Annotated in this window: 16 protein-coding genes and 1 riboswitch; of the genes, 9 read left to right on the top strand and 7 right to left on the bottom strand. The window is 69.3% G+C overall.

The genetic code is table 11. The features are described from left to right. Positions 1-500: 500 nt before the first annotated feature. On the bottom strand, positions 501-749 hold the full coding sequence (locus LUX31_RS15750; protein WP_235475425.1) for a chorismate mutase: 249 nt from the start codon (positions 747-749) through the stop codon (positions 501-503). Positions 750-1,123: 374 nt separating this feature from the next. Here LUX31_RS15750 and guaA point away from each other — a divergent pair, with 374 nt between their 5' ends. Continuing rightward, the gene (guaA, locus tag LUX31_RS15745; RefSeq protein ID WP_235475424.1) at positions 1,124-2,695 is read left to right on the top strand and encodes a glutamine-hydrolyzing GMP synthase; all 1,572 of its coding nucleotides are present in this window, start codon (positions 1,124-1,126) and stop codon (positions 2,693-2,695) included. 23 nt (positions 2,696-2,718) lie between these two features. Here the strand turns inward: guaA and LUX31_RS15740 are convergent, their stop codons facing one another. Next, positions 2,719-3,186 carry a pyridoxamine 5'-phosphate oxidase family protein gene (locus LUX31_RS15740; protein ID WP_235475423.1) on the bottom strand — a complete coding sequence of 156 codons (468 nt, stop codon included), beginning with the start codon at positions 3,184-3,186 and terminating at the stop codon, positions 2,719-2,721. Positions 3,187-3,451: 265 nt separating this feature from the next. Between LUX31_RS15740 and LUX31_RS15735 the strand changes: the two genes are divergently transcribed. Beyond that, the gene (locus tag LUX31_RS15735) at positions 3,452-4,246 is read left to right on the top strand and encodes a class II aldolase/adducin family protein (RefSeq protein ID WP_235475422.1); all 795 of its coding nucleotides are present in this window, start codon (positions 3,452-3,454) and stop codon (positions 4,244-4,246) included. 194 nt (positions 4,247-4,440) lie between these two features. Here LUX31_RS15735 and LUX31_RS15730 read toward each other — a convergent pair whose 3' ends face one another. After that, on the bottom strand, positions 4,441-5,322 hold the full coding sequence (locus tag LUX31_RS15730; protein ID WP_235475421.1) for a DUF4429 domain-containing protein: 882 nt from the start codon (positions 5,320-5,322) through the stop codon (positions 4,441-4,443). Between the two features lie 224 nt (positions 5,323-5,546). Between LUX31_RS15730 and LUX31_RS15725 the strand changes: the two genes are divergently transcribed. Both LUX31_RS15725 and LUX31_RS15720 read left to right on the top strand, forming a co-directional pair. Then, positions 5,547-6,824: a hypothetical protein gene (locus tag LUX31_RS15725; protein ID WP_235475420.1), complete on the top strand. Its 1,278-nt coding sequence runs from the start codon at positions 5,547-5,549 to the stop codon at positions 6,822-6,824. Positions 6,825-6,987: 163 nt separating this feature from the next. Next, positions 6,988-7,518: a DoxX family protein gene (locus tag LUX31_RS15720; protein WP_235475419.1), complete on the top strand. Its 531-nt coding sequence runs from the start codon at positions 6,988-6,990 to the stop codon at positions 7,516-7,518. A gap of 42 nt (positions 7,519-7,560) precedes the next feature. On the opposite strand, the gene LUX31_RS15715 is transcribed toward LUX31_RS15720, so the two are convergent. Further along, on the bottom strand, positions 7,561-7,833 hold the full coding sequence (locus LUX31_RS15715; protein WP_235475418.1) for a hypothetical protein: 273 nt from the start codon (positions 7,831-7,833) through the stop codon (positions 7,561-7,563). Beyond that, complete coding sequence (locus LUX31_RS15710; protein ID WP_235475417.1) at positions 7,820-9,271, bottom strand: PspC domain-containing protein; 1,452 nt, start codon at positions 9,269-9,271, stop codon at positions 7,820-7,822. Before LUX31_RS15710 ends, LUX31_RS15715 begins: the two co-directional genes overlap by 14 nt. Before the next feature lie 179 nt (positions 9,272-9,450). Here LUX31_RS15710 and LUX31_RS15705 point away from each other — a divergent pair, with 179 nt between their 5' ends. Continuing rightward, complete coding sequence (locus LUX31_RS15705) at positions 9,451-10,743, top strand: ATP-binding protein (protein ID WP_235475416.1); 1,293 nt, start codon at positions 9,451-9,453, stop codon at positions 10,741-10,743. Continuing rightward, positions 10,740-11,558 carry a LuxR C-terminal-related transcriptional regulator gene (locus tag LUX31_RS15700; RefSeq protein WP_268828159.1) on the top strand — a complete coding sequence of 273 codons (819 nt, stop codon included), beginning with the start codon at positions 10,740-10,742 and terminating at the stop codon, positions 11,556-11,558. Before LUX31_RS15705 ends, LUX31_RS15700 begins: the two co-directional genes overlap by 4 nt. Here the strand turns inward: LUX31_RS15700 and LUX31_RS15695 are convergent, their stop codons facing one another. After that, positions 11,559-12,674: a C40 family peptidase gene (locus LUX31_RS15695; RefSeq protein WP_235475415.1), complete on the bottom strand. Its 1,116-nt coding sequence runs from the start codon at positions 12,672-12,674 to the stop codon at positions 11,559-11,561. Positions 12,675-13,392: 718 nt separating this feature from the next. Between LUX31_RS15695 and ltrA the strand changes: the two genes are divergently transcribed. Then, the gene (gene ltrA / locus LUX31_RS15690) at positions 13,393-15,036 is read left to right on the top strand and encodes a group II intron reverse transcriptase/maturase (RefSeq protein ID WP_328285638.1); all 1,644 of its coding nucleotides are present in this window, start codon (positions 13,393-13,395) and stop codon (positions 15,034-15,036) included. Positions 15,037-15,144: 108 nt separating this feature from the next. Next, the gene (locus LUX31_RS15685; RefSeq protein ID WP_235475414.1) at positions 15,145-15,498 is read left to right on the top strand and encodes a hypothetical protein; all 354 of its coding nucleotides are present in this window, start codon (positions 15,145-15,147) and stop codon (positions 15,496-15,498) included. A gap of 22 nt (positions 15,499-15,520) precedes the next feature. On the opposite strand, the gene LUX31_RS15680 is transcribed toward LUX31_RS15685, so the two are convergent. Next, positions 15,521-16,726 (bottom strand): C40 family peptidase, encoded by a 1,206-nt coding sequence (locus LUX31_RS15680; protein ID WP_235475413.1) that lies wholly within the window; start codon positions 16,724-16,726, stop codon positions 15,521-15,523. An 8-nt stretch (positions 16,727-16,734) separates the two neighbouring features. Continuing rightward, positions 16,735-16,909, bottom strand: a riboswitch (cyclic di-AMP (ydaO/yuaA leader). 275 nt (positions 16,910-17,184) lie between these two features. Between LUX31_RS15680 and pcrA the strand changes: the two genes are divergently transcribed. Then, a complete protein-coding gene (gene pcrA / locus LUX31_RS15675; protein WP_235475412.1) occupies positions 17,185-19,710 on the top strand; it encodes a DNA helicase PcrA in 2,526 nt (841 codons plus the stop codon). Positions 19,711-19,782 lie beyond the last annotated feature (72 nt).

Here is a 19,782-nt window from a genome sequence, read left to right as displayed (position 1 = left end):
GACGGAGCCGCGGGGCCCTTCTCCGTCAGCACCGGCGTCAGGGCAGCGCCGGTGCCTGGGGGAGCGGCGCCGGGGGGTTGCGCCGCGTTGTTGGTCTGTGTCCACCGGTCGGCGCCCCGGCGTACGGGGGGCGCACGCCCGGTCTGGACCAATGGCAGTCAGTGGTCATACGTCAATGCGGTTGTCTGCTATGGGACTTGGGGTCGCTCTTGCATCGTGCTGGAAGGCCGTCGACTACGCAACCTTTTGACCCAGCGTTGTACTTTTTGACCTTGGTCCAGGCTCGGGCTGTCCTGGCCTTGAACTTTGCCGGCCGACTCCGGGCGTCCCCGGAGTCGACCGTTCTCGGGGGTGACCGGGCTGCTGTCCCCTGCCGTCCGGTCACAACCCTGGAGCCACGCGTGGTTTGTGCGGGCCCGCCCCTGGCTGGCACGGACACCGGTACCAACGAAGACCGCGGGCGACGGTCACGCGCCGGACGGGTGAGACGGCGCCCGAACTCAGATACGACCCCGGCACAGCTCCAGCAGGGTCATCGCGAGGGAGGTGCCGGGCTTGCCCAGCGCCTCCCGGTAGTGACCGAGAACCTCCATCTCCCGGGACAGGCTCACGCGTCGCCCGCCCGAGGAGATGCGCGCCTCCTGGACGACCGCAGACACGGCCATCCGTTCCTGGATGAGACCGATGATCCGGTCGTCGAGCGCGTCGATGCGCTCACGTGCGTCGGTGATCACGTCAGTGGTGGTCATATGGGGCTCCTCGTCGGACGGGACGGTGTGCCCCGGACCGGCAGACCCGGAAACGCCAGACGCCCCGGGCCTTGTCGGCCCGGGGCGCCTGGGAAGTCGCTTGTCAGTTGCTCAAGCAGCACGACCATGGCATCCGGCGGGCCGGTTGCCATAGGTAAAGAGGAAGGTCGGGTGCGTGAGCATGGGGGCAGTATGCCACGTCGCTGCTGAGGCTGGGGCCTGCATCTCCAGCCCGTCCGGCGTTTGAGGGCGAGGCCGTTCAGGCCGACAGCGGGGGTCTGGGGGCGGCAGCCCCCAGCAGACGGCAAGGTGTCCTACCCCCACCCCGGTAGAATCACCCGTACAGACCCCCGCCCAACCGCCGGAAGGCCCCCGTGTCAGCAGCGACCCCCGCCCCCGACACCGTCCTGGTCGTCGATTTCGGTGCGCAGTACGCCCAGCTCATCGCCCGCCGAGTCCGCGAGGCCCGGGTCTACAGCGAGATCGTGCCGAGCACCATGCCGGTCGAGGAGATGCTCGCCAAGAACCCGGCGGCGATCATCCTCTCCGGCGGCCCCTCCTCCGTGTACGCGGAGGGCGCCCCGGTTGTCGACCGCGCCCTCTTCGAGGCCGGCGTCCCCGTCTTCGGCATGTGCTACGGCTTCCAGCTGATGGCGACCACCCTCGGCGGCACGGTCGACAACACCGGAGCCCGCGAGTACGGCCGTACGCAGCTGACCGTCACCAAGCCGTCCTCCACCCTCTTCGAGGGCACCCCGGCCGACCAGTCGGTGTGGATGTCGCACGGCGACGCCTGCTCCGCCGCCCCCGAGGGCTTCTCGGTCACCGGGTCCACAGACGTCGTCCCGGTCGCCGCCTTCGAGAACGACGAGAAGAAGCTGTACGGGGTCCAGTACCACCCCGAGGTCATGCACTCCACGCACGGCCAGCAGGTCCTCGAACACTTCCTCTACCGGGGCGCGGGCCTGACCCCCTCCTGGACCACCGGCAACGTCATCGACGAGCAGGTGGCGCTGATCCGCGAGCAGGTCGGCGACAAGCGCGCTGTCTGCGGTCTCTCCGGCGGCGTGGACTCGGCGGTCGCCGCAGCCCTCGTACAGAAGGCCATCGGCTCCCAGCTGACCTGCGTGTACGTCGACCACGGGCTGATGCGCAAGGGCGAGACCGAGCAGGTCGAGAAGGACTTCGTGGCCTCGACCGGCGTCACGCTGAAGGTCGTCGACGCCGAGGAGCGGTTCCTGAACGCGCTCGCCGGGGTCTCCGACCCCGAGGAGAAGCGGAAGATCATCGGGCGCGAGTTCATCCGCGTCTTCGAACAGGCACAGGCCGAGATCATCGCGGACGAGGGTCCCGAGGTCGCCTTCCTGGTGCAGGGCACCCTCTACCCCGACGTGGTCGAGTCCGGTGGCGGCACCGGCACCGCCAACATCAAGTCCCACCACAACGTGGGCGGCCTGCCGGAAGACCTCGAATTCCAGCTGATCGAGCCTCTCCGCAAGCTCTTCAAGGACGAGGTCCGGATGGTCGGCCAGGAGCTGGGGCTTCCGGACGAGATCGTCCAGCGCCAGCCCTTCCCCGGCCCCGGCCTCGGTATCCGGATCGTCGGCGAGGTCACCAAGGACCGCCTCGACCTCCTCCGCGAGGCTGACGCCATCGCCCGCGAGGAACTGACGGCCGCCGGCCTCGACCGCGACATCTGGCAGTGCCCGGTGGTCCTCCTCGCCGACGTGCGCAGCGTGGGCGTCCAGGGCGACGGCCGGACGTACGGCCACCCGATCGTCCTGCGCCCGGTCTCCTCAGAGGACGCGATGACCGCCGACTGGTCCCGCCTCCCGTACGAGGTCCTGGCGAAGATCTCCACCCGCATCACGAACGAGGTCGCGGACGTCAACCGAGTCGTCCTCGACGTGACGAGCAAGCCGCCGGGCACCATCGAGTGGGAGTGAGCCCTTCTTAGGGCCCTGGGGGTTCAGGTCCGCTTGAGAGTCCGCACCGGCTCTCCGGGCGTCCAGACCTGGACGACCAGATACTTCTCGTCCTCGACACAGATCCGTACGACCTCCGTCAGCTCGGTGCGGAAGAGGTGGAACGGCTCCGGCGGTTCCACCTCTTCGGCGTACGCGGCCTTGGCGGCCGGATCCTCGACCTCGTACGCCCGCCCGCTGACCCGTACATCGCCCCCGCCCATGTCCGTCCCCGCCCCGGGGTTCGCCTGGAGGGCGAAGCGGGGGTCGCGGAGCAGATCCCGTGCCTTGAGCGAGTCCGGCATCATCGCGAGCCACAACTCGCCGTTCAGGAAACGGACTTCGAGGCCGGAAGTGCGTGGCGAGCCGTCCTTGCGGAGGGTGGCGAGAGTGTGGTGGGTGAAGGCGCGGAAGCGCTCCTCGACGGTTTCGGCCAGTTCGGGTTCCGTGGTGGTGAACACTGCCCAGTTCATGGGACCGAGTCTGACGCGGATACCCGACATCCTGTGACGTGTATTCGCTGGTGTCCGGTAGGTATCTTGCTGTCATCCCGCAGGCTTCCCGTGGGTGTCTCGTATTCGCCGCTGTCCGGGGCTCGGCCGTGTCTCGGGTGGGTCTCGGGACCCTGTCTCCGGTATCTCTTTTATCTCTTCTCAACCTCTTCTCAACCACCCCTGTTCTCCTGCGCGGACCGACGGTAACTTCCGCTCCGTAAAGGAACCCAGTGCTGGAGGACCTATGCACGGGCCCACTCCGCCCCTGCCGCTGCCCACCGACCAGCTGCAGTTCGCGATGCCCCCGATGTACGAGTCGCTCGACGACGAGCGCAGGCACCGCAAGGAACGGCTGGCCGGTGCCCTCAGGCTGTTCGGGCGGCTCGGCTTCGAGGACGGTGTCTCGGGGCACATCACGGCGCGCGACCCGGAGTACAGCAACTGCTTCTGGGTGAACCCGTTCGGGATGCCCTTCAAGCACGTCACCGTCAGCGACCTGGTCATGGTCAACCAGGACGGCCAGGTCATCGAGGGCCGCTATCACATCAACCAGGCGGCCTTCACCGTGCACGCCCAGGTGCACGCGGCCCGCCCGGACGTCGTCGCCGTGGCCCACTGTCACTCGGTGCACGGCCGCGCCCTCTCCGCCCTCGGCGACCTCCTCGACCCGATCACCCAGGAGAGCTGCGCCTTCTACGAGGACCACGCCCTGTACGACGCGTACACGGGCGTTGCCGTGGACGCCGACGAGGGCCGGCGGATCGCTTCCGCGCTGGGCACCCGCAAGGCCCTCGTCCTGCGCAACCACGGGCTGCTCACGGTGGGCGACTCGGTGGACGCGGCGGCCTGGTGGTTCCTGTCGATGGAACGGTCGAGCCAGGTCCAGCTGACCGCGAGGGCGGCCGGCCGCCCCATCCTCATCGACCACAAGCAGGCGGTCTCGACGCGCGAGCAGCTCGGCGGCGACCTGGTGGCCTGGATCAACTACCAGCCGCTGTGGCGGGACATCAGCAGGAGCGAGCCGGACCTGCTGAGCTGACGACGACCGGGGGTGCCGGTGGGCGTGCCGGGCCGGAGACTCCGGGTGCCCCGGGTGTGGCCGAGTTCGATCAGGTGCCGGGTGTGCCGGGTGTGCCGGGTGTGCCGGGTGTGCCGGGTGTGCCGGGTGTGCCGGGTGTGCCGGGTGTGCCGGGTGTGCCGGGTGAGCCGGGTGAGCCGGGTGAGCCGGGTGGGTCAGAAACCTCGTAGGACGGCCGCCTTGGTCGTCGCGAACTCCTCGTCCGTGAGCACGCCCTCGCGGTGCAGCTCGCCCAACTCCCGGAGCCTGCGCAGGAGTACGTCGTGATGGTCGGACTGCGGCGGGACCGCGGGCGTCAGCCGGGGGCGCTCCACGTAGTCCACCGCCCGGGTGGAGGGGTGCGGCAGCCGGGCGGTGACCGCGGTCGCGACGAGCGCCGTGAGCAGATCGCGGCGGGCGCTGCCCCACAGGTCGAGGGCGTACGGGTCCTTCTCCGGCGGCAGCTTGGAGAACACCGTCTCGCGGGTCACGAAGCGCATGAACCCGTCCTCGTAGCCGGAGTTGGGCAGCCAGTCGACCTGCACGAGATCGTGCACGGAGACGATGCGGGGCCCGGTGGCCCGCTTGACCCGGTCGGAGGTGTCGGCCCAGTCGATACGGACCTGCGTACCGTCGAACGACACCATGCCGTCGCTGGACCGCACCGACACCGGCACCGGCGGACCCGGCAGCAGATACGCCTTCGCCGGTTCCTTGGGCACCTGGTCGAGGAGCAGGGCGTGCCGGATCTCCTCGGCGATGTACTCGGCGACTCCGGACCGGTCGATGTCCACCGTCAGCCGGTACGGGTCCGCCGCGTCGGGCAGCCGCCCGCCCGTCGCCTGGAGCAACGGGTCGGCGCCCTCGCGGAGCCGCAAGCGCAGCCGCCCACGCTTGCGTTCGGGCTCGTAGACGATCCCGGAGACCGCCTCCAGAGGCACGGCGACCTCGCCGTACGTCTGCCGGAACAGCGGCACGGAACGGTGGAGCCCCGGCGTGATCCTGACCGTGCTGCCGTCGAAGGCCCAGGTCCCGTCGCGCTGGATGATCTCGGCCATACGCAAATTCTCGCAGCCGGGTCAACACGGGGGTCACGGTTTCACTCGCACTTTCCCCTGCCGGGGCCGACCTGCCGTACGCGGAGGGTGTTGCGTAGGGCACAATTCGCTCTCGTCGCGGGGGAGTTGCACGGCGGTCGATTGAGCGGTTCGGGTGTGCGGTTCGGGTGGCGATCCGCGCGTGTGTGGTTCGGGCTTCGGGTGCGGGAAGGCAGGCGTCGGGCGTGGCGGTGCAGGAGGCGAGACAAGGTGTGCTGCCCGGGGAACACGGGGGCGGCTGCACCTGCGGGGACTGCCCGCACGGGGCACGTACGGGACACCGGCGTGCGGTCGCCGAGTTCCTGCTCATGCGGGACGGGTTCGCGGCTGGACAGGGGCTGCCGGCGGCGGTGGCCCATTCGGCCTCGGCCTCCCGCCAGTGGGTCTCGGACGAACTGACCCAGTCCGCGGCGGTCGTCGCCGAACGCGGCCGGGCCGAGGGCGAGGTGTGGCTCGCCCGGCTGTGGCGCCGTACGGCGTTCACGGTGTGGGCGCTGATCGGCGTCCTGCTGCTCGTGCAGGCGCTCACGGCGATCGGGGCGGGCTGGACGTCCGCCCGGACGGCCGGACTTGTGGCCGCCGTACTGTTCGGCGGCGCGCTGACCGCCGCGTCCTGGTTCCACCGGGCGCGGGGCGGGGCGCTGGCGCCCCTGATCGGCGAGGACAACCGCCTCTCGACGTCGCGTGTCGTGGCGGCGGTCTGGGTGCTGTTCGTGGCGTACGCCGTGCTCGTGCTGGTCGGCCGGCTCGCCGCGGCCTCCGGCCACGAGGAACGGGACGCGCTGATCGCCGGCCTCGAACTCGCCTGCGGCGCGGGCGTCGTGACCGTCCTCGCGGTCGTGTGCGCGATCGCGGTGCTCGTACGCAGGGTGGTCGGCCTGCGTGTCCTCGGCCAGCGCCTCCAGAAGGTGCGCGCGGACCGGCCCCGCGCGGCCGACCTTCTGACGGACGACTCGGGCCGCGGCACCTTCGCGGACATCCAGTACGTGATGATCGGCACGGTCGCTCTCCTCTTCGCGGTCGTACGGCTGGCGCGGCGCCCGGATCAGTTGCCGGATCTGCCGTGGGGGCTGGCGGTGGTGGTGCTGGTGTCGGCGGCGACCTATGTGGCCGGCAAGTACGCGGAGGGCGGCCGGCCGGTGATCCTGTCGGTCGTCCGGTCCCGGGAGGCGGGCGACCTGGACGCCCCGATCCGCACCGGCGACGACATCGAGATCCGCGGCGCCGGCTTCGTGCCCCCGGGTGCGGGCACCGCCGACCGGCTGTCCCGCATGGTCGTCCGCATCGGCCCGGTCCACGTCCATGTCCCCCTGGTCCCGGTACCCGGCGGCTTCAGCAACCCTCGCGACGACGTGCTGACGGTGCCTGTACCGGCGGATGTGGAGCCGGGACGGGTCGAGGTGCAGGTGGTCACCGCGGCGGGCGTGGAGACGAACCGGTGCGTGATCGATGTGACGGACTGAGGGGCTGCCTCCTGATGGTGGTTGCGTAGGCCTGGCGCTCGGCCGCTGCTTCTTCCCGGCCAAAGGCGGAAATTTGGCGTACCGGAAGTGAGCGAGGTCACGTCCGCGTACGTATCGTCTGTTGAGGGGTCAACGTATGGCGGGCGAGAGGCGGCTAAGAGCGATGACTCACAGCACTCGAACGGACACGCACTCTCCTTATCTCGACGGCGAACGGGACTGGCGGGACACCGCCACTCGCTATGCCCTACTGCCCCTGCGCGTCTTCCTCGGTGTCACCTTCGTCTATGCCGGCCTGGACAAACTCACTGACAGCTCCTTCTTCGCCGACTCCGGATCAGGGTCGATCGGTGATCTGATGCGCACGGTCCGGGACTCCTCCGCCATCCCGGCCCTGGTGGACCTCGCCCTCAAGAACCCCGCCGGCTTCGGCTACGCCATCGCCTTCGGTGAGCTTGCCGTCGGCATCGGCACGCTGCTCGGGCTGCTGGCCCGGCTGGCGGCGGTCGGCGGCGCGTTGATCTCGCTCAGCCTCTGGCTGACCGTGAGCTGGGCCTCCGACCCGTACTACTTCGGCAACGACCTCCCCTATCTGATGGCCTGGCTTCCGCTGGTTCTTGCCGGTGCGTCCGTCTTCTCCGTGGACGCCGCCCTGCGGGGGCGACGGCGGCAGCGGTCCGAGGGATATCGGTAGCAGCGGCGGTAGCGGGTGGTTGGCCGGGTCATCGAGAGTCGGTCAGTTCGGTATCTCCGGGGGCCTTGAGGGGGCTACCGCCTCCGGTGTGCCGGCCGAGGGCGTCGGCGAGCGGCGGGTCTTCCTGCGGCGGCGTATCGCTCCGGTCAGGAGGGCCACGGCGCCTGCCAGGGTGAGGCCGAAGACGAGGAGCGGGATCACCGCGAACCAGGGTGTCTCCCAGGCGTCGCCCGCGTCGCCGATGTAGGTGATGCCGGCGATGGTGACGAAGATGCCGGCGATCAGCTTTCCGGGCTGGAACTCATGACGTAGCACGGGTCACCTCCGCCTGTCCCAGGCCGACCTCGAGGTCGAGGACGACCGTGCCGGTGCCGGCACCGCCGTTCGTCGGTGACAGCGTGACCTGCTTGTGCTTGCCCGGTGCCACGTCCACGTCCTGTTTGTCGTCGCCGGGCAGCTGGATGTCACCAACCCCCACCTCGATGTCCGCCTGCACCGTCGCGTTCTTCGGCACGATCACCTCGATCCGGCCCACGCCCACCCCGATCGACGTCGTCACCGTCTGTCCCTTGGCGAGGCGCAGCCCGGTCAGATCGAGGGTGGCTTCGCCCGTGCCGAGGTCGTACCTCGGCTGGACGGCTGCCACCGCGGTCGGGGTCCACTCCGTGCGCACCCAGTGGGTGCTGACGTCCTTGGGCAGCGCGGCCGATCCTGCCAGCAAGGCCGCGGTGATGATCGCCAGGAAGACCGAGCCGGCTCCGGTACGGCCGAGGAACGCGCTGACGGCTATGCCGACGCCGAACACCGTGAGCGCGCAGGCCAGACCGGTCTGCAAGCTGGTGGCGAGTGCCTCGTCGTCCCATTTCGCGGCTGTGCCGACGAATCCGGCGAGGAGGGCGAGCAGGAGGATCCAGCCGCCGATCCAGCGTGGGCCGCGCGGTTTCGGTGGGCGGGGCCAGGCCGCCCGGACATCCGGGCGTTGGCCGTTGTAGTTGCCGTGGGTGATGTTGACCGCTGCCGAGATGTCCCGGTCGCGGGTGTCGTGGGGGCCCCACAGATAGCCCGTCCCGCCGACGTGTGTGCCGTCCTTGACGATGGGGTCGCGCCACCACGAGGGGTAGGCGGAGGGGGCCGGGGGCGCCTGGGCCTCCGGAGGGGCGTCTGCGACGGCCTGGGCGGCCAGTGGGTCGGGGTCGGGGGCGCCGCGGTTGCGCGACCAGTAGCCGGCGCCCGCGAGAAGGATGGACAGTATGACGGCGAAGGACAGCACCCCGCCGTTCTTCAGCATCGTCAGGAACACACCGCAGCCGACCAGTGCGAAGAGCACGGCAGTCAGCGCCTGGCCGTCCACTCGGCCGGTGAGCAGTTTGCGGACCTCGTTCTCCTCCTCGTCCTCGTACGGCACGAAGAGCCAGGCGAAGCCGTAGAAGATGAGGCCGATGCCGCCGGTCGCGGAGAGCACCGCGAGCGTGATCCGGAAGATCACCGGGTCCATGTCACAGGTCCGCCCGAGCCCGGCGCACACCCCGCCCAGCATCTTCTGCCGCCGGTCGCGCCGGAGCCTGGCCGGCAGCTGCTCGTCGGCTGCGGCAGCCGTCGCCGCGTCCGTATGCTCGGGCGCGCGCGGTTCCCCTTTCTCCGTGGGCGGTGGAGTTGCCGCGGCGGGTGCGGCATCCTGCGGCCCGGCGCCCGATGAAGGGCGCGGGCCGGAGCCGGGTCCCGGACCCGTCGCGGCGTGTGCGTGATCTGTCATGCGTCCATGTTGGCGCTTGAGGCGGCTCGGCGGCAGTCGGGATGACCCTGGGCGAACCCTGATATCGGCCCTGAGGCGGGGCGGGGGAAGCGTTCGAGGGCAGACGGGCCTGAAGATCAGGGGAGTCTCGGGGGCCGACCCTGATGCCCGGGCCTGCCGCTCGTGTGAACATCGATGGCATGCCGGAAGCCGCAGCGTTGCCACTCGTCGAACCGCGGCCCTCGCGCAAGCTCTACCGCAGCAGCGACGGACGCTGGCTCGGAGGCGTGGCGCGAGGGCTCGCCGGGCATCTCGGGCTGCCGGTGATCTGGCTGCGCCTCATGTTCGTCGGCCTGTTCATGGCGGACGGGCTCGGTGCGCTGCTGTATGCGGCCTTCTGGTTCTTCGTGCCGCTCGGTGTCGGCGGCGTCGATGCCCAGCGGCCCCCCTCCCTCGTCAGTGCGGAGACCTCGCCGGACGGCCGTCGCAGACTCGTCGCCCGCAAGCCGGACAAGGGGCAGATCGTCGCCCTGCTCCTCATGGTCGTCGTGGCCATGGTGTTCGTCGGCAATGTGAATCTCGGCGGGGGCGCCAAGGCCTATCTGTTCCCGACCGTGCTCGTCGCCGCGGGCGTCGCCCTGGTCTGGCGCCAGGCGGACAACGCACGGCGGGCCCGCTGGATGGAGGTCGGCAGCCGCAGGCGCACGCTCACCCTCGTCCGTGCCGCGGCCGGCGTCATGCTGGTCACGGCCGGAGTGTCCGGCATCTTCGTCCTGCAGGGCTCCGCCGCCCACCTCGGCTCGGTCCTGCAGGCCGCGCTCGCGGTGCTGGTCGGGATAGCGCTGCTGGCCGGTCCGTATCTCGTCCGGATGACCCAGGACCTCTCCGAGGAGCGCCTGATGCGCATTCGCGCCCAGGAGCGTGCGGAGGTCGCCGCCCATGTGCACGACTCGGTGCTGCACACCCTGACCCTGATCCAGCGCAACGCGGAGAGCGCGAACGAGGTGCGCCGGCTCGCCCGCGCCCAGGAGCGCGAACTGCGCAACTGGCTCTACAAACCGGAGGGCACCGGAAAGGAAGAGGCCGACGAACCCGACACCCTCGCCGAGGCGGTGCGGCGCAGTGCGGCGGAGGTGGAGGACAAGCACGGTGTCCCCATAGAGGTCGTGGTCGTCGGCGACTGTCCGCTCGACGACAGAACCGGCGCACAGATGCAGGCCGCGCGGGAAGCGATGGTGAACGCCGCCAAGTACGGTGGCGAGGGCGGTGCGGTGCAGGTCTACGCCGAGGTCGAGGGCAGGACGGTCTTCGTGTCCGTCCGGGACCGCGGACCCGGCTTCGACCTCGACTCCATACCCGCCGACCGCATGGGCGTCAGAGAATCGATCATCGGCCGCATGGAGCGCAACGGCGGTACGGCGCGGCTGCGTGCGGTACCGGATGGCGGCACAGAGGTCGAGCTGGAGATGGAGAGGGCGGAGAGTACGTCATGAGCGAGGCACAGGGGGAGAACAGGCGGACCGGGTCGGCCGGTTCGGCGGAGTCGGCCGAACCGACAGCTGCTGCCGAACCCACCGCCGCACCTGCCGAGGGTGCACAGACCGGTGAGCCTGCCGGCAGCGGCAGCCCCACCGGTGATGCGGTCGGACGGCGGGTGCGGGTGGTGCTCGTCGACGATCACCGTATGTTCCGTACGGGGGTTCAGGCCGAGATCGGGCAGACCGAGCGGACCGGTGTCGAGGTCGTCGGTGAGGCCGCCGACGTCGACCAGGCGGTCACCGTCATCACCGCCACCCGGCCCGAGGTGGTCCTGCTCGACGTGCATCTGCCGGGCGGCGGCGGGGTCGAAGTCCTGCGCCGCTGCGCCCCGTTGATGGCCGATCCCGAGCAGCCGGTCCGTTTCCTGGCGCTGTCCGTCTCGGATGCGGCGGAGGACGTCATCGGCGTGATCCGTGGCGGTGCTCGGGGATACGTCACGAAGACGATCACCGGCACGGATCTCGTCGACTCGGTCTTCCGTGTCCAGGACGGCGACGCGGTGTTCTCGCCGCGGCTCGCCGGGTTCGTCCTCGACGCGTTCGCGTCCACGGACGCACCGCCGGTGGACGAGGACCTCGACCGCCTCACCCAGCGCGAGCGGGAGGTACTGAGGCTGATCGCCCGGGGCTATGCGTACAAGGAGATCGCCAAGCAGCTCTTCATCTCCGTGAAGACGGTGGAGTCGCATGTGTCGGCGGTCCTCAGGAAGCTCCAGTTGTCGAACCGGCACGAGCTGACGCGGTGGGCCACGGCGCGACGGCTGGTGTAGTCAGGCCACCCTCGTGGCGCCCGCGAACGGCATCTCGTCCAGAGGTGCCACCCGTACCGGCGCCGAGGGGTTCGGGGCGTGGATCATCTGGCCGCGGCCGACGTACATGCCCACATGACTGATGCCCGAGTAGAAGAACACCAGGTCGCCGGGGAGGAGTTCGGACCGTGAGACACGTTGGCCGGCGTTGATCTGGGCGTAGGTGGTGCGGGGCAGGGAGATGCCCGCGGAGCGGTAGGCGGCCTGCATGAGGCCCGAGCAGTCGAAGGCGTCCGGGCCGGTGGCGCCCCACACATAGGGGCTGCCGAGCTTCTGGTAGGCGTAGGAAACGGCCGCCGCCGCACGGGAGTTGGGCGCCTCGGCGACTCCGGAGGTCCCGGACGCCCCAGTGGCGTCGGCGACTCCCGCCGCCTCCAGCCCGTCCCGCGCGCTCCCCGAGGACCGCGAAGCATGCGCCCCGCCCCAGCTGCCACTGCCGCCGTCCGTCGCGGCGAGGCGGGCACGTTCCTCCGTGCTGAGGCGGGACAGCAGCTGGCGGGCCTCGCCCAGCTTTCCGGTCACCGTCTTCTTGTGGCGGTTCAGCTCGGCCTGGCGTGACTTGAGGGTGGTCAGCTCGACGTGGGCGGCCCCGCGCAGCTGCTCGATCTCCCGCAGCTGCCTGCGTACGCGGGTCACGTCCGACGCCTGTCTGCTGTCTGCCCGTTCGGCGAAGGCGGCGCCGGCCAGATAGCCGTCGGGGTCGTCGGAGAGGGCGAGTTGCAGCGCGGGGTCGAGCCCGCCGGAGCGGTACTGCGCCGCGGCCATCGAACCCAGCGCCTCCCGCGCCGAGTTGAACCGGTCCTCCTTGCGGGCCGCCTCGTCCCGCAGGTTCGCCAGCCGCCGCTCCGACCGCTCGGCCCTCTCCTTCGCGCCGTTGTACTTCTCGGTGGCGACCTCCGCCTCCTCGTACAGCTTGTTCACCTTGGCCTCGACCTGGGCCTGGGTGAGCTGTGGCTCGGCGTACCCGATGCCGTCGAAGCCGGTCGCCGTCGCCGCGCCCGCGAGGGCGATCGTGGCGGCGGTGCGGGCCGTATTGCCGTTGAGCGAGCGCTGTCGGGGCTTGCGGTGCGCTGCCACCGGGGCGTCACGTCCTTTCGTACGACCGCCACTGCGTCGACCGCCGGAAGGCTGCCTGGGAAGCGGACCCAGGAGGGCGGTGGCGCGTCCGGCGGCGGCCCGCACAGGGGGAACGGTCCGCCGCCGGACTTTCTCGGCGGTGGTGTCCGACTGCCGCCCCTGGCCCGGGCGGCGGTGGGGAGCCGGTCACCTGGTGGAGGACGCTAAACCGGAGTGTGACGTGGGGGTAACGCCATGTACGGAACTGGCGTGAGCCGACCACCGCGTGACCGCATCCGACCGTGATCGCGCTCCGGCGCCGCCGACTTCACGCAGACGGCTGACCGATGAGGAGGTTTGGGAGGCACGTGGCGATTACACGGTGCTATGGGGTGCATATATGCGAGGTCCCGGAGTGCGGTGCGAGGCATGCTGGATGCCTCGCGAACGCCGTTCGCCCAGCCCGGTGTCATGCGGCACGGGAGCCTCTGATTAGGCTCCGGGCCCATGTTGCGTCCTGAAAGCTGGTCCAGGCTCGCGGGTGGAAGTCCCGTCCGGGTAGGCACCGGAGTGCCCGGTAGCAGGTCCCGGTTCGTCGTGGAGACGCGGCGGGCTGAGCGGGATGTCAAGAGCCTCATTTTGGAGGGAGCAAGCACGCGGGCCGTAGCGTGAAGCGAACCTTGCAGCCTCGTCAGAGTCAAAGCGGAGAAGCCGAGCCCCTCATGTCCGGGCGAAGGCCATGTCCTGGGGGCCCTGTTCCGGGGTCAGCCTCCGGGGTTCTCCCGGGGTACGGAGGGCGGCACGTGTGCACAGTCTGGGCCGGAACAGGAGAGACCCGTCTGACCACGCCTGGCATCGGGCAGGAGACCGGACGTATAAGCCGATGGTGAAGTCGTCCGGAGGGCAGCGGGAGTCCGAGGGGGCCGTAGTACCGCTGATCGGCGTGCAACATAACGCGCCGGGAGGGAAGGACCCCCACTTTGATCACGTCCGTAGCGAGGGTAAGCGCGAGGGCATGGCCGGGTCTGCCCGGTCCAACCACCCCGGCGGGGCATCCCCCGTCGTAGTGGACGGGCATGCGTCCGTCTCGAAAGTGCGAAAACTTCAACGCGGGCTATGGACTGCGGCCAAGCAGTCTCCGGAGCGGCGTTTCCACGCCCTGTACGACCGTATCCACAGAGGTGATGTGCTGTGGGAGGCGTGGGAACGGGTCCGGGCCAATGGTGGAAGTGCTGGGGTGGATCGGGTCACTCTGGTATTCGTGGAGAAGGAATACGGGGTCGGGCGGTTGCTCGGTGAACTCCAGGCTTCTCTGCGTGCAGGCACGTATCGTCCCGCGCCCGCCAGGCGTGTGGGCATCCCGAAACCGCAGGGTGGCATCAGGCCGCTTTCGATTCCTGCTGTCCGTGACAGAGTGGCCCAACAGGCGGCGAAGATTGTTCTGGAGCCGGTTTTCGAGGCGGGGTTCTCCCCGTGCTCGTATGGATTCCGTCCGAAACGGTCGGCGACGCAGGCGATGGAACGGCTTCGAGTCGGCTTTGTCAAGGGCCGTCACTTTGTCGTGGAGTTTGACATCCGGAGCTTCTTCGACGAGATCGACCACGGTCGGCTTCTCGCCGAGGTGGGGCGTCGGGTGTCGGATCGCAGGGTTCTCAAGCTGGTCCGTCTGTGGTTGCAGGCGGGGGTGATGGTGGACGGTGAGGTCCGGCGGACGGTCGCCGGGACGCCTCAGGGCGGGGTGATCTCGCCCTTGCTGGCCAACATCTACCTGCATGTTCTGGACTCCGAGCTGACGAGGCAAGGGGTTGGTGAGCTGGTGCGGTATGCCGACGACGGAGTCGTTCTGTGCCGTTCGGCCCGCCAGGCCGGAGCTGCCCTGGATGCGGTCGGGGAGATCCTCGGCTCGCTGGGGCTGCGACTGCACCCGGACAAGACGAAGATTGTTGACCTCAGAGAGGGCCGGGAAGGACTCGACTTCCTCGGCTGCCACTTCAGAGCCCGTTTCTCAGGCAGGTCGTGGGAGAAGTACGGGACAGTCCGCTTCTACCTGCACCGCTGGCCTTCGAAGGCGGCGATGAAGAGACTCCGGGACAAGGTCCGGGAACGGACCGACTGCCGTCGGTCGGGATGGGATGTCCGTGATGTGATCGCGGATTTGAATCCGATCCTGCGCGGCTGGGGCAATTACTTCCGAACCGGGAATGCCGCCGAGAAATTCCAGAACGCTGACAGATATGTGGTGTGGCGACTTCGCAGACTGATGGTCAAGAAGCGCGGGCGCAACCTGCGGCAGGGTCAGTGGCGGGAATGGACGGAAGAGTGGTTCAACGGGCACGGCCTGTATCGACTGCGTGGCACCATTCGCTATCCGAAGGCTGCGTAATCCTGTCAAGAAGATCATCGGTAAGCCGTGTGCGGGAAAACCGCACGCACGGATTGAAAGGGGACGGAGGAAACGGGCCCGCAAGGAGCACCGCGCCTCCAACTACCAATGGACGTACTCATCCATCTCTTCGTCGGCCTGCACATCATCGGCATCGCCTCGCTGCTGGGCGGGTTCCTCACCCAGATGAAGGCGATGGGGCAGGGCACGGCCCGCTTCGTGCCGGCGATGCTGCACGGCGCCTTCACCATGCTGGTCACCGGCGTCGCCCTGGTGGGCCTCAACCAGGCCGACGACCAGACGGTGAACAACGTCAAGATCGGCGTGAAGCTGGCCCTGCTGATCGTGATCCTCGGCCTCGTCTACGTGAAGCGGGACGACGAGACCGTGGACAAGCGGCTGTTCGGCCTGGTGGGTCTGTTCACCACGGCGAACATCTTCATCGCGGTGCTCTGGACCTGACGAGAGCCGCCCGACCTGCCTGTCAGGCCGGGCGCAGCACGCTGTGGATCGCCGACTCGCCGTCGTAGAAGATCGATTCCTCACGGACGTACGCACCCGGCTTCGGGGCGTGGATCATCATGCCGTTGCCGATGTAGAGGCCGACATGGCTGATGTCGTCGTAGAAGAAGACCAGGTCACCGGGTTGGATGTCGGAGAGGGAGACCGTTGTGCCCGCGTTCACCTGGTCGTAGGTGGTGCGCGGGAGGGTGACTCCGGCGGCCTTCCAGGCGGCCTGGGTGAGGCCCGAGCAGTCGTACGAGTCCGGGCCGGTCGCACCCCAGACGTACGGCTTGCCGACCTGTGCGCGTGCGAAGGTGAGGGCCTTCTCGGCCTTGGCGGCGTACGAGGAGTCGGTGACCGTTGTCGTCGACGTGTCGGAGGAGGTGCTGCCCGTCGACTGCTGGGCCGCCGCGGCCGCCGCCGCTTCCTGCTGGCGCTGCTGCTCCGCCGCCTGCTGCTGACGGGCGAGTTCCTGCGCCTGGCGGCGGGCCTCCGCCTGCTTCTGCCGCTCGATCGCCGCGAGCCGTAGCTTCTCCTCGGCGGTGAGGCGGGAGAGGAGCTGGCGGGCCTGTGCGAGCTTCGTCTGGACTGTGGTCTTGGTCGTCTGCAGGTCGTCCTGGGACTCCGTGAGCGATTCGAGGCTCGCGGTGGCCTCCTGGCGCATCTGCGTCGTCTCGGCCTGCTCCGTGACGTACTCGTCGACCGCGTCCTTCTGGCGGGCGGTCAGCCGGTCCATCAGCTGGTTCTGGTCGAAGTAGTCCTGCGGGTCGTCCGCGAGCAGGAACGTCGCCGTGTCGGGGGCGGCCGACCCGGTGCGGTACTGGGCCGCGGCGAACGAACCGAGCTCCTCGCGCGCGTCGTTGAGCTTCTGGGTGCGCTGGGCCACGTCGTCCATCAAGGTGTCGACGCGCTTGCGCTGCTTGGAGGTCTTCTCCTTGGCGGCGTTGTACTTGTCGGTGGCCGACTCGGCCTGGCGGTAGAGGTCGCCGACCTTCGCCTCGACCTCCTCCATACTCGGCTTGTCGTCGGCCGAGGGCGCCGGGGGAGTGGCGGGCTCCGTGGGCGCGGCGTTGGCGGTCTGGGACAGCAGGGCGACGGAGGTCAGGGCCGCCGTGGCGAAGGCGGGGGTCCGTATGCCTGCTACGCGCGTTCCCGTAGGACGCGACTTGCGGTGCGACGACGCCAAGGGAGGCGACTCCTTCCACGTACCGCCTACCGGGTTAGCTGTCGGGTTCGGGCGGGTGGTTCGGAAGGGTTGCCCTACGGTCCTTGCCCTGGACGGCAGTCGGACCGATTCACCCCAAGTTTTCGGTGGGTCCCCGGTTCCTGCCGCACAGGGCGGCACGATCGGACTCGGCGGAGGCCGCGCGGCCCGGCGATGTTCGCCGGTGGGGGTCGAGCGGCCTGGAGGGCACGCTAGCCAATTCGTGTTGCCCCTGTGAAGGTTGATGACCGCTATGCCCGATACGTTTTTGTGACCTCAACCCTAAACGCGGGTCACCGGAGTCGATCTGGAGGAGTGTGTGACGTTAGGTCCGCACTTGACGTGTTCATCCTGATCAGTGATCCGCTGTCCGGACAGCACGGAGGATGTTTTCGGGGTGGCGGCCGGTTGTCAGTGGGGGAGCCTAGACTCGGAGAGCGATGAGCAGCCTCTTTGACGACAGCTTCCTGGCGGACCTCCAGGGCCCTCGTGCCCACGAGGAGGAGCCCCCGCCGCCGCCCGAGGACGAGCATGCGCCGGAGCCCGTTCCGGACGACCTGTTCGGCGGGCAGTTCGACGCGCCGCCGGACCGGGACGCGTACTACCGCGACGGCGCCCCACGCCCCGTGGTGGACCCGGCCGCGCTCCTGGACGGGCTGAACGAGAACCAGCGCGCGGCCGTCGTGCACGCCGACACCCCCCTGCTCATCGTGGCGGGCGCCGGCTCCGGCAAGACACGTGTGCTCACGCACCGCATCGCGTATCTGCTCGGCGAGCGGGGCGTCCACCCCGGCCAGATCCTCGCGATCACCTTCACCAACAAGGCCGCCGGCGAGATGAAGGAGCGCGTCGAGCAGCTCGTCGGCCCGCGCGCGAACGCGATGTGGGTGATGACGTTCCACAGCGCGTGCGTACGGATCCTCCGGCGGGAGAGCAAGAGGCTCGGCTTCACGTCCTCCTTCTCGATCTACGACGCCGCCGACAGCAAGCGGCTGATGGCGCTCGTCTGCCGCGACCTGGACCTGGACCCCAAGCGCTTCCCGCCCAAGTCCTTCAGCGCGAAGATCTCCAACCTGAAGAACGAGCTGATCGACGAGGAGGACTTCGCCGCCCAGGCGAGCGACGGTTTCGAGAAGACCCTCGCCCAGGCGTACGGGATGTACCAGTCGAGGCTCCGCGAGGCCAACGCCCTCGACTTCGACGACCTGATCATGACGACGGTCAACCTGCTGCGCGCCTTCCCGGATGTCGCCGAGCACTACCGCCGCCGTTTCCGGCACGTCCTCGTCGACGAGTACCAGGACACCAACCACGCCCAGTACGCGCTCGTACGGGAACTTGTGGGCACCGCTGAGCACCCGGTGGACGTACCGCCCAGCGAGCACGACCTGCGCCCCGCCGAGCTGTGTGTCGTGGGTGACGCCGACCAGTCGATCTACGCCTTCCGGGGCGCGACGATCCGCAACATCCTCCAGTTCGAGGAGGACTACGCGGACGCGACGACGATCCTGCTCGAACAGAACTACCGTTCCACGCAGACGATCCTGAGCGCCGCCAACGCGGTCATCGAGCGCAACGAGTCCCGCCGCCCCAAGAACCTGTGGACCAACGCGGGCGCGGGCGCGCAGATCACCGGCTACGTCGCCGACACCGAGCACGACGAGGCACAGTTCGTCGCCGAGGAGATAGACCGACTGACGGACGCGGGCGACGCGAAGGCGGGCGACGTCGCCGTCTTCTACCGGACCAACGCCCAGTCCCGTGTCTTCGAGGAGATCTTCATCCGCGTCGGCCTGCCCTACAAGGTCGTCGGCGGCGTCCGCTTCTACGAGCGCAAGGAGGTCCGGGACGTCCTGGCCTACCTGCGTGTCCTCGCCAACCCGGAGGACTCGGTGCCGATGCGACGGATCCTCAACGTCCCCAAGCGGGGCATCGGGGAACGCGCCGAGGCGATGATCGACGCGCTGTCCCAGCGCGAGAAGATCAGCTTCACGCAGGCGCTGCGGCGGGTGGACGAGGCGTACGGGATGGCGTCGCGTTCGACCAACGCCGTCAAGAAGTTCAACACGCTGATGGAGGACCTCCGTACGATCGTGGAGTCCGGCGCGGGCCCGGCGACCGTCCTCGAAGCGGTGCTCGAACGCACGGGCTATCTCGCCGAGTTGCAGGCTTCCACCGACCCGCAGGACGAGACACGCATCGAGAACCTCCAGGAACTCGCCGCGGTGGCCCTGGAGTTCGAGCAGGAGTCCGCGCAGGCGGAGGATTCCCAGCAGCCCGCCGAGGGCGAGGCGGCGGCCCCGGCCGGGCTCGCCGCGTTCCTGGAACGGGTCGCCCTTGTCGCCGACTCCGACCAGATCCCCGACGAGGACGACGACGGCTCCGGCGTCATCACCCTGATGACCCTGCACACCGCCAAGGGCCTCGAGTTCCCCGTGGTGTTCCTGACCGGCATGGAGGACGGCGTCTTCCCGCACATGCGTGCCCTCGGCCAGGTCAAGGAACTGGAGGAGGAGCGGCGGCTCGCGTACGTCGGCATCACACGCGCGCGTGAGCGGCTGTATCTGACCCGGTCTTCGCTGCGCAGCGCGTGGGGGCAACCCTCGTACAACCCGCCCTCGCGGTTCCTGGAGGAGATCCCGGCGACGCATCTGGAGTGGAAGCGCACGGGCGGGATGGCTCCGGCGTCGTCCTCGGGCCCCGTCTCCGGGGTGGCGTCCTCGCTGTCGTCCTCGCGCTCGCGCTCCGCGGCCTCGGGGGCGTCGGGCTTCGCCACGCGGCGGGGTGGTGCGGAGAAGCCGGTCGTTGCTCTGGCTGTGGGGGATCGGGTCACGCATGATCAGTTCGGGCTGGGGACCGTGGTGGGTGTGAAGGGGACCGGTTCGAATGCGGAGGCGACGGTGGACTTCGGTGAGGAGAAGCCGAAGCGGTTGCTTTTGCGGTATGCGCCAGTGGAGAAGCTTTAAGGCTTTGTCGGAGGCGCGGTGATGGATCTGCGGGCCCGGTGGGGGCTGGTCGCGCAGTTCCCCGCGCCCCTG

Origin of the sequence: Streptomyces sp. GQFP (assembly GCF_021545335.1) — a bacterium.
In the GTDB taxonomy this organism is placed as follows: Bacteria; Actinomycetota; Actinomycetes; order Streptomycetales; family Streptomycetaceae; genus Streptomyces.
This window is presented reverse-complemented; position numbering and strand designations above follow the sequence as displayed.

Bases quoted from the DNA above. Each gene is read 5' to 3' on its own strand.
- LUX31_RS15750 (WP_235475425.1), bottom strand. From the start codon at position 749: ATGACCACCACTGACGTGATCACCGACGCACGTGAGCGCATCGACGCG.
- LUX31_RS15740 (WP_235475423.1), bottom strand. From the start codon at position 3,186: ATGAACTGGGCAGTGTTCACCACCACGGAACCCGAACTGGCCGAAACC.
- LUX31_RS15735 (WP_235475422.1), top strand. From the start codon at position 3,452: ATGCACGGGCCCACTCCGCCCCTGCCGCTGCCCACCGACCAGCTGCAG.
- LUX31_RS15730 (WP_235475421.1), bottom strand. From the start codon at position 5,322: ATGGCCGAGATCATCCAGCGCGACGGGACCTGGGCCTTCGACGGCAGC.
- LUX31_RS15720 (WP_235475419.1), top strand. From the start codon at position 6,988: ATGACTCACAGCACTCGAACGGACACGCACTCTCCTTATCTCGACGGC.
- LUX31_RS15710 (WP_235475417.1), bottom strand. From the start codon at position 9,271: ATGACAGATCACGCACACGCCGCGACGGGTCCGGGACCCGGCTCCGGC.
- LUX31_RS15705 (WP_235475416.1), top strand. From the start codon at position 9,451: ATGCCGGAAGCCGCAGCGTTGCCACTCGTCGAACCGCGGCCCTCGCGC.
- LUX31_RS15700 (WP_268828159.1), top strand. From the start codon at position 10,740: ATGAGCGAGGCACAGGGGGAGAACAGGCGGACCGGGTCGGCCGGTTCG.
- ltrA (WP_328285638.1), top strand. From the start codon at position 13,393: ATGTCCTGGGGGCCCTGTTCCGGGGTCAGCCTCCGGGGTTCTCCCGGG.
- LUX31_RS15685 (WP_235475414.1), top strand. From the start codon at position 15,145: ATGGACGTACTCATCCATCTCTTCGTCGGCCTGCACATCATCGGCATC.
- pcrA (WP_235475412.1), top strand. From the start codon at position 17,185: ATGAGCAGCCTCTTTGACGACAGCTTCCTGGCGGACCTCCAGGGCCCT.